The 17,316-nt window shown below is 37.9% G+C and carries 15 protein-coding genes; all 15 read right to left on the reverse strand.

Annotation, left to right across the window (positions count from 1 at the left end):
• Positions 1-68 precede the first annotated feature (68 nt).
• The 15 genes from IWB64_RS08180 to IWB64_RS08250 all read right to left on the reverse strand — a co-directional run bounded on the left by IWB64_RS08180 (position 69) and on the right by IWB64_RS08250 (position 17,316).
• On the reverse strand, positions 69-1,136 hold the full coding sequence (locus tag IWB64_RS08180; RefSeq protein WP_194533550.1) for a cadherin domain-containing protein: 1,068 nt from the start codon (positions 1,134-1,136) through the stop codon (positions 69-71).
• 289 nt (positions 1,137-1,425) lie between these two features.
• Complete coding sequence (locus tag IWB64_RS08185; RefSeq protein ID WP_194533551.1) at positions 1,426-3,030, reverse strand: M1 family metallopeptidase; 1,605 nt, start codon at positions 3,028-3,030, stop codon at positions 1,426-1,428.
• Between the two features lie 27 nt (positions 3,031-3,057).
• Positions 3,058-4,338 (reverse strand): argininosuccinate lyase, encoded by a 1,281-nt coding sequence (gene argH / locus IWB64_RS08190; RefSeq protein WP_194533552.1) that lies wholly within the window; start codon positions 4,336-4,338, stop codon positions 3,058-3,060.
• Between the two features lie 76 nt (positions 4,339-4,414).
• Positions 4,415-5,479, reverse strand: a complete 1,065-nt coding sequence (locus IWB64_RS08195) for a M20 family metallo-hydrolase (RefSeq protein WP_194533553.1) — start codon at positions 5,477-5,479, stop codon at positions 4,415-4,417.
• A 2-nt stretch (positions 5,480-5,481) separates the two neighbouring features.
• Positions 5,482-6,255: an acetylglutamate kinase gene (gene argB, locus IWB64_RS08200; protein ID WP_194533554.1), complete on the reverse strand. Its 774-nt coding sequence runs from the start codon at positions 6,253-6,255 to the stop codon at positions 5,482-5,484.
• 2 nt (positions 6,256-6,257) lie between these two features.
• Positions 6,258-7,193 carry a Rossmann-fold NAD(P)-binding domain-containing protein gene (locus IWB64_RS08205; protein ID WP_194533555.1) on the reverse strand — a complete coding sequence of 312 codons (936 nt, stop codon included), beginning with the start codon at positions 7,191-7,193 and terminating at the stop codon, positions 6,258-6,260.
• A gap of 54 nt (positions 7,194-7,247) precedes the next feature.
• Positions 7,248-8,036 carry a glutamate 5-kinase gene (proB, locus tag IWB64_RS08210; RefSeq protein ID WP_194533556.1) on the reverse strand — a complete coding sequence of 263 codons (789 nt, stop codon included), beginning with the start codon at positions 8,034-8,036 and terminating at the stop codon, positions 7,248-7,250.
• A 45-nt stretch (positions 8,037-8,081) separates the two neighbouring features.
• Positions 8,082-9,281, reverse strand: a complete 1,200-nt coding sequence (locus tag IWB64_RS08215) for a glutamate-5-semialdehyde dehydrogenase (RefSeq protein WP_194533557.1) — start codon at positions 9,279-9,281, stop codon at positions 8,082-8,084.
• Positions 9,281-10,405: an aspartate aminotransferase family protein gene (locus tag IWB64_RS08220; RefSeq protein WP_194535835.1), complete on the reverse strand. Its 1,125-nt coding sequence runs from the start codon at positions 10,403-10,405 to the stop codon at positions 9,281-9,283. The genes IWB64_RS08215 and IWB64_RS08220 overlap by 1 nt, the downstream gene beginning before the upstream one ends.
• 54 nt (positions 10,406-10,459) lie before the next feature.
• Positions 10,460-11,260 carry a pyrroline-5-carboxylate reductase gene (gene proC, locus IWB64_RS08225; protein ID WP_194533558.1) on the reverse strand — a complete coding sequence of 267 codons (801 nt, stop codon included), beginning with the start codon at positions 11,258-11,260 and terminating at the stop codon, positions 10,460-10,462.
• Between the two features lie 72 nt (positions 11,261-11,332).
• Positions 11,333-12,307, reverse strand: coding sequence for an N-acetyl-gamma-glutamyl-phosphate reductase (argC, locus tag IWB64_RS08230; RefSeq protein WP_194533559.1), 975 nt, complete (start codon positions 12,305-12,307; stop codon positions 11,333-11,335).
• Positions 12,300-13,490, reverse strand: coding sequence for an argininosuccinate synthase (argG, locus tag IWB64_RS08235; protein WP_194533560.1), 1,191 nt, complete (start codon positions 13,488-13,490; stop codon positions 12,300-12,302). The genes argC and argG overlap by 8 nt, the downstream gene beginning before the upstream one ends.
• Before the next feature lie 53 nt (positions 13,491-13,543).
• Positions 13,544-14,176 (reverse strand): GNAT family N-acetyltransferase, encoded by a 633-nt coding sequence (locus IWB64_RS08240; RefSeq protein ID WP_194533561.1) that lies wholly within the window; start codon positions 14,174-14,176, stop codon positions 13,544-13,546.
• Positions 14,177-14,390: 214 nt separating this feature from the next.
• Positions 14,391-15,752 (reverse strand): mannosyltransferase, encoded by a 1,362-nt coding sequence (locus tag IWB64_RS08245; protein WP_194533562.1) that lies wholly within the window; start codon positions 15,750-15,752, stop codon positions 14,391-14,393.
• A gap of 79 nt (positions 15,753-15,831) precedes the next feature.
• On the reverse strand, positions 15,832-17,316 hold the full coding sequence (locus tag IWB64_RS08250; protein ID WP_194533563.1) for a cellulose synthase family protein: 1,485 nt from the start codon (positions 17,314-17,316) through the stop codon (positions 15,832-15,834).

Below are 17,316 nucleotides of genomic sequence, written 5' to 3' on the forward strand. Positions count from 1 at the left end.
GGTATTAAGGCTACAAAGAGGTCTAAATACGTAGTCTGGTGACTGGAGCTTTTTAGCTACTTGGAGAATTACTCCTCGTTTAGAATAATATCAGCAAGAATAATTTCCATTTCGTTTTCGGTGAGCCCAGCAGTAATTTTTGAGCTATACATAAATCGAATGATGTCTTTTTCTACGGGAAGAAAATCATTGTCTGCGCTAATTTGTGAGCAGAGAAAGCTAAATTCATCTTCGCATTTGTCTGAATGACCAAAACCAAGAGCATGACCTAATTCATGCTTTAATAATACTTCTAAGGGATTCGAAATCCAAATACGTGTGGAGACCAGAACGGAATTTTCGGAAGGGGTCATTGCAAAACCGTCATAATTCCCATCTTTAATTTCTTCATACATGTCCGGCCAAATAGTTTCTACTTCTTCTTTCGTTCCAAAAAATAGATTGGCATTTGCTGCTTCTGAGTTTTCAACTAGTGAAATACTAAAGGAACTGTCTGTAAATAGGGTATTGTACTGTGTTATTACACTTTCAACGGTAGTTTTGTACTCCTGTGAAATTGTTCCATTGAGGTACATTTTCATGGGGCTTCCCCATTTTTGGTTAGCGCTCAACGGTGTGTTGCTAACACCTTTCCAGAAAGTTAGGTGTTGGGCGTAGGTAATTATTTCTTTATGTTCTTCGGATAAAATAGTGGTCTCATCAATATCGTTTATCGCAAGATTAAAACTCTGATCAACAATTATTTTTCCATCAAAAGCAGAAACGGTAAATGGATAGGAATCTGTGGTTTCAAAATCGAGTTTAAGATTTGTTCCCGTTTTAATTTCACCTGTAGATTCGTTAATGATAATATCCGCATCGGATTCTAGGGTATACGTTATCTCGTCATTATCATCATCAGTAGCGCTTATAAAACCAACGGAACTATCTGATGGCGAATGCTCATTTATTGAATAGACACCTGTTTTAAAAACGGGAGACGTATTTGTGCTTTCATCAGAGGAGTTTTCTGTTTTTTCTACTGTAGAAGGGGTTTCTTCTGCCGTTTCGTCAAATGATTCAGCTGTAACATTTTCAAGGTCCGTACTACAGGAAACTACCCATAAGGACAATAGGGGGATGAAAATTTTTTTCATAGGTTTGGTTGGTTGAAATCGATTTGGTCATATCACTAGGTTGTTAAAAGTATAGGATAGGCATATGGTCGAGAAATTTTTGTTGTGAACACCATGATTTGTATGGCGAGTATGTTAAAATTGAGAGTTTGGAAATTTCTGTCAGACAGAATAGCTGCTATATTATTGATTTTTAGAAAATTAAATAGTTTTCAAACGAGTTTAGAAAGCAGCGTGTATTCTCCCGAGTTTATCGGGAAAATGAGAAAGATATAATGTGAAGTGAAATTTTTAAGCTTGAAGATTTCTATTAGTTGCTTTTTTCTTCGAACAACAACCAAGATTCCGGATCTAGAATTACATCGTCCGGTTGGTAGTCCAGTTTAATAGTTAAGCTCTTTCTAGCGTTTTCCATATCCATTTGGTAGATGACGGTTTTACCATCTTTTATTACACCAATTTCTATAGGGAACTTGAAAACATGTTGTTTTTGAAGTTGCTCAATATTAATTTGCAAATTTTTCTTGGCGTAACTCCAATCCCATTTAAGTTCAGGGTGTCCTTTGGTAAAAAGCCATTGCTGAAAGAACTCTTCAAGGTCCTCACCCGAGATTTCCTCCATTATTTTTTGAAAGTCGGCTGACATTGCATTGGAGTCCCGATAAGCTTTGTAATACGCTTGTATGCCTTTCCAAAATACTTCATCACCTAATTTATGACGAAGCATGTTCAATGTCCAACCTCCTTTTTGGTAGGTGTTAATACTTAAGACCTTCATTGGGTCAGTAATGGAAGGGTCTACAATGGGTGAGGGGTTTTGCAAATAATAGTCAATTATCTGCTTACGGTCAAGTTCTAGTTCTTCTTTTCGTTTGTCATTGCCATAGACACTTTCTTGATAGAGTATGGCAAAGTACGTGGCAAAACCCTCACTTAGCCAAACATGATTCCAGTCATTTTCACTGGCGGAATTTCCAAACCATTGGTGTGCTATTTCGTGTGCAATTAAACCTTCAACTTCATTTTTTCCGGTTACGGAGTTTTCAAAATATGCAATGGTACCTGCGTTTTCCAATCCGCCCCATTGGGTTTTGGCCTGCATGTTAGCAAGTTTGGCGTACGAATATGGGCCAATGTTATCAATAAAATATTTTAAAACTTTGGTAGCTACACCGTAATCTGAAAAACCGTCCAACCTATTTTCTGGGTATACCCATGCCGAAACGGGAATGTCATACACCTCGTCCAGCAAGGTGCTTGCAAATTTCGTCACGCCAATAGTGACCACTTTCATAGCTACTGGGGCAGGTTCTTTATAGGTGGTGAGTTTTAAATCATTTCCAAGGTTACTTTCTTCAATTTTTTCACCCGTGGCGACAACATCGTAATGGTCGGGAGCTGTAATTCTAAATTCAATAGTAGCTTTGTCTGATGGATGGTCTACAGAAGGAAGCCAGTGTCTTGCTAAGTTAGGCCAGTTATCGCCAAAGAACGAGCGTTGGCCAAATTTAGTGGTGTCAATGACAAGACCTCTTTCAGGAATACCTTCATAAACTACTTTGTAGATTCTTGTTTTTTCCTCGGATGAAGATGGCGTTATGTTTATTTTGTTTTGCTCGTAGCTATAGTTGGCTTCTGTGTCTCCTTCAAAAACATGGGTCACCTGCATGCCATAGTTATCTCCTTTGGCGATGAGGTCTAATGCAAACGGATTCACTTCATTTTTAAAGGCGACTGTAATTTCGGCCTCTCCTTTTATGCTGTTGGTTTCGTCATTTAGAGTAAGCCCAAAAACATAACCCTGCACATCCGCGGATGTATTTCTTTGGTAGGTATCTTGGGCGTTGGTCTTTTGCCCAATTAGTACTAATGAAATCAAAAAAATAAAATACTGGTTGTGAGCTCGTGTTTTCATAAACCGTTTCCTTCTATGCTAGCTAATTTAAGAAATCTTGTCCATCTTCCCCTTAATTTCCTTCAAACACAAATTACCTAAACTACCTTCGTGCGTATGGTGAATATCTCGTTTTGGGGTAAAAGTACCTTCTTGAATCTCTTGTCCCATTTTTTTATAGGCGTCTCTAAATGGTATTCCGTTTTGTACGAGTTCGTTCAAAGTGTCTACACTAAACAGATAGTCATATTTTGGGTCTTCCAATATACCTTTGTTCACCTTCATTTTCTTTAGGCTGAATGTCAGAATCTCAATACAGGCTTTCATATCCTGAATAGCCGGAACAATGATTTCTTTCACCAATTGTAAGTCACGGTGGTAACCACTTGGGAGGTTGTTTATAACCAAAGTCAACTGATTGGGAATACTTTGTAGCTTGTTACATTTACCACGTACTAGTTCAAAAACATCTGGGTTTTTCTTGTGTGGCATAATGCTACTACCAGTAGTCAATTCATCTGGAAAGGACAAGAAATTGAAATTCTGACTCATGTACAAACAGATGTCCATGGCCAGTTTTGAAAGGGTAGCGGCAATATTTGCCATACCAAATGCGGTTGCTTTCTCTACTTTTCCACGACCCATTTGAGCAGCGACTACGTTGTATTTCAAAGTCTCAAAACCCATTTCTTTAGTAGTGAAACTACGGTCAATTGGGAAAGAACTTCCGTAACCCGCAGCACTACCAAGCGGATTTTGGTCAGCAACTTTATAAGCAGCATCAACAAAATATAAATCGTCTATAAGACTTTCAGCATAGGCTGATAACCAGAGTCCGAAAGAAGATGGCATTGCAATTTGTAAGTGGGTATACCCAGGAAGTAATACGTCTTTATGCTTTTCGGAAAGCTCTAATAGCAAATCAAACAGTTCCTTGGTTCCTGATTTTATTTCAGAAAGCTCATGTTTTAGGTACAGGTGCATGGCAACAAGAACTTGATCGTTTCTTGATCTCGCCGTGTGTATTTTTTTCCCTGTATCGCCTAGTTTTTCGGTAAGTACGTATTCTATTTTTGAGTGCATATCCTCAAAAGAATCCTCAATTACAAACTCGCCTTTTTCAATGGTTTCTGCAATGGCATCCAATTCTTTTACTAAAGCGTTCGTTTCATTGGCAGTCAATAATCCTATTTTACCTAGCATTTTGGCGTGTGCCTGTGAAGCATTAACGTCATATTTCGCCAAGTGTAAATCTAGTTCGCGGTCGTTTCCAACAGTAAAATGGTCTATTTTTTTATCGGTGCTAAAGCCTTTGTCCCAGAGTTTCATGTGTTTAGTATTTAGTAATCAGTATTGAGTAGTTAGTATTAAGTTCATCTCAACACTAAGTACTTTGTACTAATCTCTATTTTAAAAATCCTTTTAATATTTTAATATACAAATCAATACCGTCTTCAATTTCTTTGACGTAGATATATTCATCAGCAGAATGCGAACGAGTACTATCGCCAGGTCCTAATTTAAGGGATTGGCAAGTTAAGGCAGCCTGGTCAGAAAGTGTAGGAGAACCATAGGTTTTTCTTCCCAATGCAATGCCTGATTTTATAAGTGGATGGTCTTTAGATATTGCCGAAGAATTTAATCGTAATGACCGTTCTTTTAATTCGCAAGGTGCTTCTTTCTTCAGTAACTCAGCTATTTCTGCATTGGTGTATTTATCGTTTACACGTACGTCAATAACCAAATCTACCTGAGCAGGTACAACATTATGTTGTGAACCGCCGCTAATTTGGGTGACAGTCAACTTAACCGGACCTAAAACTTCCGATACTTTTGGGAACGTATAATTTTTAAACCACTCCAATACTTCAATGGTATTGTAAATGGAGTTATCATTGTTTGGATGTGCAGCGTGAGAAGGTGTACCTTTTATCACGGCATCAAAAACAATAAGTCCCTTTTCGGCAATAGCCAAATCCAAAAGAGTAGGTTCACCAACAATAGCAACATCAATTTTAGGAAGTATTTCCAATAATCCTCGTAAACTATTTGGACCGGCAGTTTCTTCTTCCATAGAGGCTACCATTAAAATATTATGATTGAGGTTTTCCTCAGCATAATAGTGGGTAAAAGTTGCAATCAATGAAACCAATGGGCCGCCAGCATCATTACTACCTAAACCGTATAATTTTCCATCCTCAATATGCGGGTTGAAAGGGTCTCTAGTATAAGCTGAATTCGGTTTTACCGTATCGTGATGCGAGTTTAAAAGCAGGGTAGGTTTGCTTTCGTCAAAATGTTTGTTCACCGCATAAACGTTGTTTATGTGGCGTTTGAACGGAATATTAAAAGACGTAAACCAATTTTCAATGGCGTCCGCAGTTTTGTCTTCCTCAGATGAAAACGATTGAATCGAAATCAGTTCTTTTAATAAGTCTATCGCTTTTTGCGTTAATGCTGCTTGTTCCATTTTTATAGGGTAAGAGTCGTGAATAAAGTAGATTTAGGGTCTAACATGCTAATATCTCCAATATGCACCTGATGTACATTTTTTTGTAAAGCGTGAAAGCAATTTTCCATTTTAGGAAGCATACCGTCAGCAATGATTTTCTGTTCCAGCAAGGTTTGGTAGGATTTGGTATCAATATGTTTTACTACGGAATCATCGTCATTCACATTCATAAGAACACCTTTTCTTTCAAAACAATAGTAAAGTGTAGTTTCATAGTTTCCGCTCATGCCAATAGCAAGTTCGGAAGCAATGGTATCTGCATTGGTGTTTAGTAATTGACCTTTCCCATCATGTGTCATGGCACAGAAAACAGGAGTAAGGCCAGCTTCTAAAAGCTTTGTAATAGTATTTGTGCTAACGCCATCAACATCTCCTGCGTAACCATAATCAATATCTTTTACGGGTCTTTTATGCGCTTGAATGGTATCACCATCCGCGCCGCTTAATCCAATAGCATTACAGTTATGCGACTGCAATTCTGCTACAATATTTTTATTTACAAGTCCGGCGTAAACCATGGTAATCAACCCTAAGCTATCCTCATCGGTAATACGGCGCCCATCAATAAGTTTAGATTTAATACCTAATCTGGTTCCCAATTTGGTGGCTAGTTTTCCTCCGCCATGGACCAATATTTTAAGGCCTTCCAATTCGGAAAATGCTTTTAGGAACTTAGAAAGTTCTTCTTTATTTTCGATGACGTTTCCGCCTATTTTTATAATGGATAATTTCATGCCTACTGTTCCAGGATTTTTTTCAATACAATCTGCGCCGCATAGGTTCGGTTATTTGCCTGTTCTATAACAAGCGATTGGTCACCATCTAAAACAGCATCTGCAACAACCATATTTCTGCGCACGGGAAGACAGTGCATGAATTTAGCGTTACCCACTTTTTCTGGGGTCATCGTCCAATTTTTATCTTGGTTCAATACTTTTCCATAGTCGGAATAGCTACTCCAGTTTTTTACGTAAATAAAATCTGCATTTTCACAAGCCTTTTTCTGGTCGTATTCAATAGTGGTGCTTTTCGTAATTTCAGGATTAAGTTCGTATCCTTCAGGATGTGTAATAACAAAATCGGCATCTTGTAAATGCATCATCTCCACAAAAGAATTGGCAACTGCATGCGGTAATGCTTTTGGGTGTGGTGCCCAAGAAAGCACCACTTTAGGTCTCGCTTTTGTATTTTGTTCGGCCAGAGTAATGGCGTCGGCCAAGGCCTGTAATGGGTGACCTACCGAGCTTTCCATATTTACTGTGGGTACGCTTGCGTATTTTTTAAAACCGTTTAAAACTTTCTCCGCTTCATCTTCTTCTTTATTCTGTAATCCAGCGAAAGCTCTAATAGCAACAATATCGCAATACTGGGAAATAACCTGTGCGGCTTCCTTTATGTGTTCAGAAGTACCTTGGTCCATAACAGTACCGTCGGCATATTCTAAAGCCCAACCTTCACTTCCAAAGTTCATAACAATAACGTCCAATCCAAGGTTCATAGCAGCTTTTTGAGTGCTTAAACGCGTACGAAGACTGTTATTGAAGAACAGCAAACCAATAGTTTTATCCGAACCTAGGTTTTTATGTTTTCTAGGGTCTTCTTTTAAGTCTCGGGCTTCTTCCACCCAATTGTCCAATGAATCTATGTCTTTTAAGGAAAGGTAATGTTTCATTTGTGTTCTGTTTCTCTGGCTATTCTTACTTATTTTCTGTGGATGTGTTCTGTATCAATGGTCTTCTAAAAAGTGACCGTCTTTTGTTTTTATTTTGGTATGTTTTCCCGAACCGGCAAAAGCATCTGTAATGAAGCTGTCGTTCAAGCCGTTTACAATCCAGGTTTCAATACCGGCTTCTTGGGCAATGGTTGCAGCTTCAACTTTGGATTGCATACCACCAGTACCGTGCGATGATTTGCCCGAGCTAACTTCTTGTTGTAAACTAGAGACGCCTAGTACTTCGGGAATGGTCTCTGGTTGCCCGTTGTCTATTGAAATTTTGGTATATATGCCATTTGTGTTGGTGGCAATCATTAAAAGGTCTACTTTAAGTAATGCCGCCGTCAATGCCGCCAACTTATCGTTATCACCAAATTGAATCTCATCTGCAGCCACCGTATCGTTCTCGTTAATAATCGGTATGAAATTATTTCCGACTAAAATATCGATGGTATTTTTAATATTGGCTTTGGATTTTGGGTTCTCAAAATCTGAGTACGATAAAAGACACTGTGCTGAAAAAAGGCCAAGTTCTCTAAAGCTTTCTTGAAACATGCGCATTAAATGCGGTTGTCCAATAGCAGCTAAGGCTTGCTTCACGTTAATCTCTTCTCCGTTATGCTCTAGTTTAACAAATTGTTTTGCTGCCGCTATGGCTCCAGAGCTTACGATGACAAACTCATAGTCGTCTTTGAGCACCGCAATTTGCCTACCTATATCCTCTATCTTTCCCCGGGAAATCTGATTCGTTTCCTTGGTTAAGGTGTTTGAGCCTATTTTTAATAAAATCCTTTTTTTCATTAGGTGTTCTTTTACTTCATTGGGGCGCCAAAGAGTATTTGAAATTTACCCTCTTGTTTGCCCGTTTCCTTTTACATACCACTTATTGGTTACCAAATGCTGAAGTCCGATAGGGCCTCTTTGGTGCAATTTATCTGTGCTGATGGCAAGTTCACCACCTAAACCAAATTGACCTCCATCTGTAAAGCGAGTGGAAGCATTGTGGTAAACTGCTGCAGTATCTACATTGTTCATAAAGTACTCGGCCTTTTCATTGTTTGCAGTAATAATAGCTGCTGAATGGCCACCACCGTAGGTGTTTATTTTTGATATGGCATCTTCTAAACTTGAGCTTTGGCCAATTACTATTTTGTAATCTAAAAACTCTTCATACCAAACATTGTCATCTTCTATGTCTTTAGTTCCTTCCATTCCGGCTATGGCGTCATCGGCTAGAATTTCAACATTGCTCTTCTGTAATTCTTGAATTAAATGCTGAAGAAACTGTTGTTTACGGGGTAAATCCGAAGAAATTAAAACTTTATCTACCGCATTACAGGCAGATATTTTAGTTGTTTTACCATTAATGATGATATCTATGGCCATTTCCAAATCGGCTTCTTCACCTACATAAACGAAATTGTTTCCACGGCCACTTATAATTACTGGGCATGTAGCATGTTGTTTTACAAAAGCAATCAACCTTTCACCGCCTCTAGGTACAATAAGGTCTACTTTTTGGGTAGGTTTTTCAAGAAAAGCCTGTGTTTCCGTTCGGTTGAACTGTAGGTAGGTAACCCAATCAATTTCGGCTTCGTTGGCTTCAAGGGCCTTGTGCCATAAATCGACTAAAAACAAATTACTGTTCAGCGATTCTTTTCCGCCTTTTAATAGTATTTTATTTCCCGATTTAAAAGCAATTCCAGCAGCCTCAATAGTAACATCGGGCCTAGATTCATAAATAATCAGAATTGTTCCGAAAGGAGCAGTTTTATTACTCACCTGCATACCATTGTCGTGCTCAAAACTAAAACGCTCAACACCTAATGGGTCTTCTTGTGCCGCAAGTTGTTGCAGGCTCAAAATCATACCATCTATTTTTCCTTGGTCAACTTTAAGACGATCACGCATAGCGATATCATCACCTAAATAATTGTCCATATCTATTTTGTTGGCCTCTAGAATAGCAGTCCGTTCTTTTTGCAACAGTTGCGCCATGTCTAAAAGTACAGCGTTACGTTTTTTTATGTCCAATAGTAAGCTCATTACAATTCTGCTTTTAAGGCGGTGAAAAATGTATCTAAATAGGCTTCGGTAATATTTAAAGCAGGAAGAACCCGCAATACATACTTATCCTTTGCGCCTCCGGTAAATAGTTTTTGATTGTGAATCAATCGTTTTCTTAAATCGGCTATCTCAAAATCAAATTCAAGACCTAACATTAGTCCTCTACCTTTTACTTTTTTTATTTGTGGTATTTCTGCGGCTAACGCCCTGAAATATCCTTCTAAATGCGCTGCGTTTTCAATGAGTTTTTCATCTTCCAATACTTCTAGAACAGCTAAAGTAGCCACGGAAGCCAAATGATTTCCTCCAAAAGTAGTGCCTAATAATCCGTAGGAAGCTTTGATGTCTTCATGGATTAAAATGCCACCCACAGGGAAGCCATTGCCCATGCCTTTGGCAACCGAAATAATATCTGGTTGTATGTTGTGATGTTGAAAAGCAAAGAATTTACCGCTTCTACCAAAACCACATTGTACTTCATCTGCAATAAGTAAAGCTTCGTTGGCTTTAGTTAATGCTGCAATTTTTTGAAAAAACTCAGTAGTTGGCTCGTCCAAACCACCTACACCTTGTATAGTTTCTATAATAACCGCGCAAACATCGCCTTTTTCTATTTCAGACTCAAATGCCTGTAAGTCATTGAAAGGTAAAAAAGTCACCTTTTGCTGTAAATTAATAGGCGCGTTTATCTTTGGATTGTCCGTTGCGGCAACCGCAGCAGAAGTACGACCGTGAAAGCCGTTGGTAAATGCTATAACCCTAGATTTACCGGTATGGAAAGAAGCTAGTTTAAGCGCATTCTCATTCGCTTCCGCTCCTGAATTACACAAAAATAAATTGTAATCTTCGCAATCTGAAAGCTGACCTAATTTTGTAGCCAGTTCCTCCTGCAATGGGTTTTTTACAGAGTTACTGTAAAAACCTATTTTATTCAACTGGTCGGTCAGACGTTTTACGTAATGTGGGTGCGAATGGCCAATAGAGATTACAGCGTGTCCTCCGTAGAAATCTAAATAATCTATTCCTTTGTCATCGGTTACTACAATTCCCTTTGCCGAGACTGGGGTTACATCGTATAATGGGTAAACATCAAATAAATTCATAACTTTTGTTGTTGTGCTGATCATAGCTTTGGCACATTTTATTAGCGAGGAATTTTACAACTGACCCTCTTTAATTCTACTGATTTTTTCGTAGGAGGCTACAATTCCCTGAATTAGGGAAGAACTAAGTCCTTGATGTTCCATTTCGTTCAGACCTTGAATAGTACAGCCTTTTGGGGTTGTTACCTTATCAATCTCTGCTTCTGGATGGCTACCGGATTCAATTAATAAGCTAGCAGCACCACTACAGGTGTGCATGGCTAATTCCTGTGCTTCTTTAGCATCAAAACCTAACTGAATAGCACCTTGGGTGGTAGCGCGTATTAAACGCATCCAAAAAGCGATGCCACTGGCACATATAACCGTTGCAGCTTGCATCTGCCCTTCGGGTATTTCCATAGAATGACCCATGCGATTGAAAATAGCCTTTGCCAAATCAATTTTCTTTTTACCTTTTTCATTACTACAGATACAGGTCATAGATTGACCAACTGAAATAGCAGTGTTGGGCATACTTCTTATAATATTATAGTCCGCGCCCAGAATCGCTTCCATTTTGGCTATACTGAACCCTGTAATGGTAGAAATTACCACATGGTTTTCAGTAAGCAAATCTTTAATGCTTTCTAAAATGTTTTCTAGTTGACTAGGTTGCACGGCTAGAATAATAATATCAGAATTTTTAACGGCCTCTCTGTTATCTGAGGTGGTGGTAACATTACCATACTTTTCATACTCCGCTATTTCAGAAGTATTTCTTTTCGTAAGGTACATGGTTGTGGCACCGTTAGAATTCAGAATTCCTTTTGCAATGGAAAGTCCTAAGTTACCAGCACCTATAATGGCTATTTTCATTTTCAAAATTTTGGTTGTTTCCGTTTTAAGTCTAATGGAATCTTATTGCGGAAATAGTTTTCTTGTTAATTGCTAAAAAACGCCGGCTTTAAGGTTAAGGCCTGTGCCTTCTTTAAAGCCGAAAATAAGGTTCATATTCTGAACCGCCTGTCCTGATGCACCTTTGAGCAAATTATCTATGGCCGAGGTGATAAGCAACGTGTTTTCATGCTTATGCAAATGAATATGGCACTGATTGGTATTCACAATTTGTTTTAGGTGGATAGGCTCCTCAGCTACTTGTGTGAATAGCGCATCCGCATAAAACTCCTTGTATAAAGCAATAGCTTCTTCTAAAGTACCGTCATACTCGGTGTAAGCTGTAGCTAGAATACCGCGGGTAAAGTTTCCGCGGGTTGGAAGAAAGAACAACTCACCTGAATCTGATTGCAACGATTTTAGACTTTCGTTTATTTCGCCTAAATGTTGATGGGTGAACGGTTTGTACCAACTAACGTTATTGTTTCTCCAGCTAAAATGCGAAGTAGCGGAAGGACTAACTCCTGCACCAGTACTACCGGTAACCGCATTGATATGAACGGTATGTCCCAACTTGTTCGCTTTGGCTAAAGGTAAAAGTGCTAATTGAATAGCTGTTGCAAAACAACCAGGATTGGCAATATATTTAGCCTTCTTTATCTCTTCTTTTTTAAGTTCAGGAAGGCCGTAAACAAATTTCCTTCCTTCAAAAACAGCATCGGCCTGCAACCTGAAATCGTTGCTGAGGTCAATTATTTTCGTGTTTTCAGAGAATGAGTTTTCCTGTAGGAATTTAGAGGAATTACCATGACCTAGACATAAGAATACTACGTCTACATCAGGATTGATTTTTCCTGTAAATTCCATTTCAGTGGTTCCCAATAAATCAGCATGCGCCGTTGTAACTTTCTTGCCAGCTCTGGTTGTACTGAAAACAAAATCTATTTCAGCCTCAGGGTGATGCAAAAGAATTCTAATGAGTTCTCCGCCCGTATAACCAGAACCGCCAATAATTCCTGCTTTAATCATTGTTCTGATTTACGTGGTTATATATTTTTCCAGAATTGGAAAGTATTTTTATAAAACCTTTTGCATCATCAGCAGACCATCCTTTGTTCACTTCACCGTAGCTACCAAAAGCATCGGTCATTAAATCATGTTTAGACGAAATTCCGTTTAATCTAAACTGAAAAGGGTAAAGACTTAGGAAAACATCACCAGAAACATTCTTTTGCGTGTCTGTTAAGAAGGCTTCAATATTTCTCATTACAGCGTCTAGGTAGTTGCCTTCATGTAATAACATTCCATAGAAGTTACCTTGTTGTTCTTTTTGGAATTGTTGCCATTTGGTTAAGGTATGCTTTTCTAGTAAGTGGTGTGCTTTTATGATAATTAATGCAGCGGCAGCTTCAAAACCAACTCTACCTTTTGTACCAATAATGGTATCACCAACATGAATATCTCTACCAATAGCATATTTAGAAGCCATAGTTTCTAACTTTTCTATATTGGCAACAGGAGTATCTTTAATACCATCAATAGCAACCAATTCACCTTTTTCAAAGGTTAGCTTTACATCCGTAGGCTCTTTTTCTTGTAATTGACTTGGGTATGCACTGTCTGGCAGTGCATTTTGAGAAGTCAGTGTTTCTTCACCACCAACAGATGTTCCCCAAAGACCTCTGTTTATAGAATATTTGGCTTTTTCCCAAGGATAATCTACACCATTCTCTTTTAAGTAAGCAATTTCTGTTTCTCTAGATAATTTGTTGTCTCTAATAGGAGTAATGATTTCAATCTCTGGAGCGATGATTTGAAAAATCATATCGAATCTCACTTGGTCGTTACCAGCTCCTGTACTACCATGAGCGATATAATCAGCACCAATTTTCTTGGCATAAGTGACTATCTCAATAGCTTGTACAATTCGTTCTGCACTAACAGATAGGGGATATGTATTGTTTTTTAGAACATTACCAAAGATGAGATATTTTACAACTTTATCGTAAAAAATCTGAACGGCATCAATAGAAGTGTACGAACTGGCACCCAATTGTATTGCTTTCTCTTTTATAGAAGCAATCTCTTCTTTGGAGAAACCGCCAGTATTTACGCTTACTGCATGTACATCAAAACCTTGTTCTTGTGATAGGTATTTAGCGCAGTAGGAAGTGTCTAATCCGCCGCTGTATGCTAAAACTAATTTTTTCATTTTAAAAATTGTATTGTCTCGGCCATTATTAAATAATTCAATGACCTATTAGGTTATTCGTTTGTTTTCTTTTTAAGAAAAAGAGACTCTTTAATACTTTTGAGTCTTTTGAAAGCTTTACTGTTGATATGTTCTTTTTCAACTTTTTCAACTTTTTTCTCCTTTGCATCTGAGTCGTAAAGCATACCTGTACAAAGGCACATTTTGCGTTCGGTACGCGTAAGAATATCAAAGTTTTTGCATGTCTGACAACCTTTCCAAAATTCTGGGTCATCAGTTAGTTCAGAAAATGTAACTGGTTTGTAACCAAGTTCATAATTCATTTTCATTACGGCCAAGCCAGTAGTAATACCAAATATTTTGGCATCAGGAAATTTCTCTCGCGAAAGCTCGAAGATTCTTTTTTTAATTTTTTTGGCCAATCCTTGATTTCTATAATCAGGGTGGACTATGAGGCCGGAATTCGCTACGAATTTCTCATGCCCCCAGACTTCTATATAACAGAAGCCGGCAAATTTGTCGCCATCTAAAGCAATAACAGCATTACCATTTTCCAAACGTTTTAGAATATATTCTGGTGTACGTTTAGCTATGCCGGTACCTCTTACCTTAGCAGATTCCGTAATGGTATCACTAATGATTTGAGCGTATTTGAGATGAGACTTGTTAGCAATAATTATATTCATTGCCAAAAGGGTTTAAATTGTAAAAAAAAATGAATTGTTGGTCGTTTAGCGGAAATGGACTCACCTATTCCCATGAAATATATACACCCTTACGGGCGACGGCGAGAAGCCGGGCGAACAGGAGCAAGATTGCTCAAAGTGTTAAATATGTGTCTTTGTCCTTTCATGGAAAGCCAAATGTACAAGATTATGACGAAAGTATAAGGGTGTGTTGTTAATTTTTGCGAAAAATAACAAATTGCTCTTTTGAGTTAAAAATTTCGTAAATCAAAAACACATATACAGAAATATATTCAACGGTGATTAAGGTTAGATTTTCTTTAAAGTCGGCCTGCGAATACGCATAGTAGCTGAGAACCACAGTGGCTGACCAAAGTACCGCATATTTGTATCTGGTAAATACACCTAATACCACCAAAAAGATGATATACCATGGATGTACGGTAGCAGACATAAAGTAGTACAGGGTAAGTACGGCCATCATTGAGGTAATTAATGTTGGTATTTTTTGATTGTCTCTTAGAAAAGTGAACAGCAGGACAAATAGAATTGTGACTATAGGTGTTATTTTTCCGTAGGTTTTTATAAGTTCCCAGGGCTTTCCGTCAAACTGGATAGCAATATATTTAATGGCGTTATATAATCCTGCATTAAACTCAAAGTTAGAAAACCAGAGACCTACAGTTTCTGAATAGTTGGCAATAAATGCGGGAGAGTAGAACGGAGCGAACATCAGTAAACAACTAATGCCAATTATAACATAGAAGGTTATACTTTTTTTGAGGCCTAGATGTTTCAGAAAAAGGGGTAAAAACAATAAAGGAACAAGTTTCACACAAATAGATAAGGCATAAGGAATGGCTGCTAATGTCCATTTTTTAACGGACAATAAATAGAGCGACCAAACGAAAAAGAAAAGCATGACACCTTCAAAATGTAGGTTTCCAGTAAGTTCTATGATAACCAAAGGGTTGAGAAAATACCAAAATATGAGATGCGGTGATTGGTTAAGATTTTTCAAAAGTTTTCTACCAAAGTACAAGATGCCTATATCTGCCAGGATAATCATGGTTCTCATAACGAGTACCGAGCCCATAAGGCTTTTTCCGCCTAAAAGCGCAGCTATGGCAAAAAGTAACTGATTTAAAGGAGGGTAGTTGCTAAAGTGTTTTGCACTAAGATTTCCCATACCATCATAAAGCGCGTGGGCATTAGGTATAACCAAATCGCTTTGAGCAATTAAATCATTCGGTACTTCTAAATAGGGGTTGATGAAATTACCAACAAGGTGTCCATCCCAAATAAAACGATAATAATCCTGTGAGAGGTTTGGCTCTGTTATCAAGAAAATGAGCCTAAAAATAACCCCAACAACCAAAAGAAACTTTAAATTCCATTTTTCAAATTGTATCAGTTTTAAGCACAGAAAAAAGGAAGCGGCAAAAAGGGTTAACAGCTTTATATAATCTGTTCGTTCTAACTGAAAAGCAAAGGTATAATAGAGAATAGCACCCAATAGGGCCATAAGTATGGGCACTTTGTGAAGCTTCCAGTATGTGGCAGGTGTATTGGGCATTTAACGGTTTGTTCTTATTACCGAAAAAATAAGGAAATTAAATGACTTGATAGTGTTTATTGGATATGGCTGCGTTTTATTAAGCACGAGCCGTAAGCGACTTGGTGAAAACAAATCCAAAACCTATAAAAAGCATAAAGTGAAAAGGGAAAAGTCCAAAATCATTTAGAGGAATGGCGCTATACATCCCAAATAGGAAATATATCATAAGAATAGCCTCTAAAATCATGTTGGGAGATAATTTCCTGGTAAGGTACTTATTGCCCTTCCAAGAGTCTGTAAGATTGTTTAAATTGAATTTAGGCGTACGCACAAACTCACTTCTTTTTCCCATATGACCTTCAAGAACAGCAATAGAATTGTGTAGTGAAAAACCTAATGCCACTGAAAAGAACGTAAAGAACAGTTTAATATAGTCTATGAAATTATCAAAGCTACTACCTTGAATACTTTTATAGGTAAACCAATAGCAGACAAATAGAATTATAGTACTTAAAACAAAGAAACTTAGTAAAGTAAATACGATATCTAATTGCGGATATAAAGCCTTTATGTACATGGCCGGAATGCTTAATAGGGCAACCAAGAAAACACATAAGAACATGGAACTGTTCAAAAGGTGCATTACACCATGAAATTTAGTTTTGAATGAAATGTTTTTAGCGGAAACAACGTTAACCACTGTTTTTCTAAAGTTTTCAGCACCACCTTTATTCCAACGGAATTGTTGCGAACGGGCCGCACTAATAACAACAGGAAGCTCTGCAGGTGTCTCAACATCTTCAAGATACTTGAATTTCCAGTTCTTCAATTGTGCTCTATAACTAAGGTCTAGGTCTTCCGTAAGGGTGTCTCCTTCCCAGTTTCCGGCATCTATAATACATTCTTTACGCCAAATACCAGCGGTACCGTTAAAGTTGATAAAATGCCCTTTGGCATTTCTTCCCACTTGTTCAAGGGTAAAGTGAGCATCCAAAGCAAAAGCTTGAATACGTGTTAATGTAGAGTACTCGCGGTTAATATGACCCCATCGTGTCTGTACAACACCAATTTCTGGGTCTTTAAAATAAAGAACGGTCTTTTTTAACCAATCACTAGAAGGTAAAAAATCAGCATCAAAAATAGCTATGAATTCACCTTTTGCTATCTCTAGACCTTCCTTTAAGGCACCTGCTTTAAATCCTTGGCGGTTTTCACGGCATATGTGTTGAATGTCAAGACCGGTTTCTTGTAATGCTTTTACCCGTGCGGCAGTTTCATGTACCGTATCATCTGTAGAATCATCAAGTACCTGAATCTCCAGTTTGCTCTTAGGGTATTCTATTTTTGCAATGTTTTCCAACAAGCGCTCCATAACATATTCTTCGTTATAGACAGGCAGTTGTATGGTAACGTAAGGTATCTCTTTTGGATCTAGAAGATTAAATTTTGGAGCAATTTGGTTACGCCTTTTATACCCTAGGTAATTAACCAAAAGGTTAAGTTGCGCTAGACTATAAAAAAATATCAATAGTAGTGCTACACTATAGATTGCGATAATAATGTAAGCAATGATTAAACCCAT

Source organism: Zobellia nedashkovskayae (genome assembly GCF_015330125.1).
Lineage (GTDB): Bacteria > Bacteroidota > Bacteroidia > Flavobacteriales > Flavobacteriaceae > Zobellia > Zobellia nedashkovskayae.

Excerpts from the sequence above, each read along its gene's own strand:
- argB (WP_194533554.1), bottom strand. The coding sequence starts at position 6,255 with ATGAAATTATCCATTATAAAAATAGGCGGAAACGTCATCGAAAATAAA.
- argG (WP_194533560.1), bottom strand. The coding sequence starts at position 13,490 with ATGAAAAAATTAGTTTTAGCATACAGCGGCGGATTAGACACTTCCTAC.
- proB (WP_194533556.1), bottom strand. The coding sequence starts at position 8,036 with ATGAAAAAAAGGATTTTATTAAAAATAGGCTCAAACACCTTAACCAAG.
- IWB64_RS08240 (WP_194533561.1), bottom strand. The coding sequence starts at position 14,176 with ATGAATATAATTATTGCTAACAAGTCTCATCTCAAATACGCTCAAATC.
- IWB64_RS08250 (WP_194533563.1), bottom strand. The coding sequence starts at position 17,316 with ATGGGTTTAATCATTGCTTACATTATTATCGCAATCTATAGTGTAGCA.
- argH (WP_194533552.1), bottom strand. The coding sequence starts at position 4,338 with ATGAAACTCTGGGACAAAGGCTTTAGCACCGATAAAAAAATAGACCAT.
- IWB64_RS08245 (WP_194533562.1), bottom strand. The coding sequence starts at position 15,752 with ATGCCCAATACACCTGCCACATACTGGAAGCTTCACAAAGTGCCCATA.
- IWB64_RS08180 (WP_194533550.1), bottom strand. The coding sequence starts at position 1,136 with ATGAAAAAAATTTTCATCCCCCTATTGTCCTTATGGGTAGTTTCCTGT.
- IWB64_RS08185 (WP_194533551.1), bottom strand. The coding sequence starts at position 3,030 with ATGAAAACACGAGCTCACAACCAGTATTTTATTTTTTTGATTTCATTA.
- IWB64_RS08195 (WP_194533553.1), bottom strand. The coding sequence starts at position 5,479 with ATGGAACAAGCAGCATTAACGCAAAAAGCGATAGACTTATTAAAAGAA.
- IWB64_RS08220 (WP_194535835.1), bottom strand. The coding sequence starts at position 10,405 with ATGAATTTATTTGATGTTTACCCATTATACGATGTAACCCCAGTCTCG.
- IWB64_RS08215 (WP_194533557.1), bottom strand. The coding sequence starts at position 9,281 with ATGAGCTTACTATTGGACATAAAAAAACGTAACGCTGTACTTTTAGAC.
- argC (WP_194533559.1), bottom strand. The coding sequence starts at position 12,307 with ATGATTAAAGCAGGAATTATTGGCGGTTCTGGTTATACGGGCGGAGAA.
- proC (WP_194533558.1), bottom strand. The coding sequence starts at position 11,260 with ATGAAAATAGCCATTATAGGTGCTGGTAACTTAGGACTTTCCATTGCA.
- IWB64_RS08205 (WP_194533555.1), bottom strand. The coding sequence starts at position 7,193 with ATGAAACATTACCTTTCCTTAAAAGACATAGATTCATTGGACAATTGG.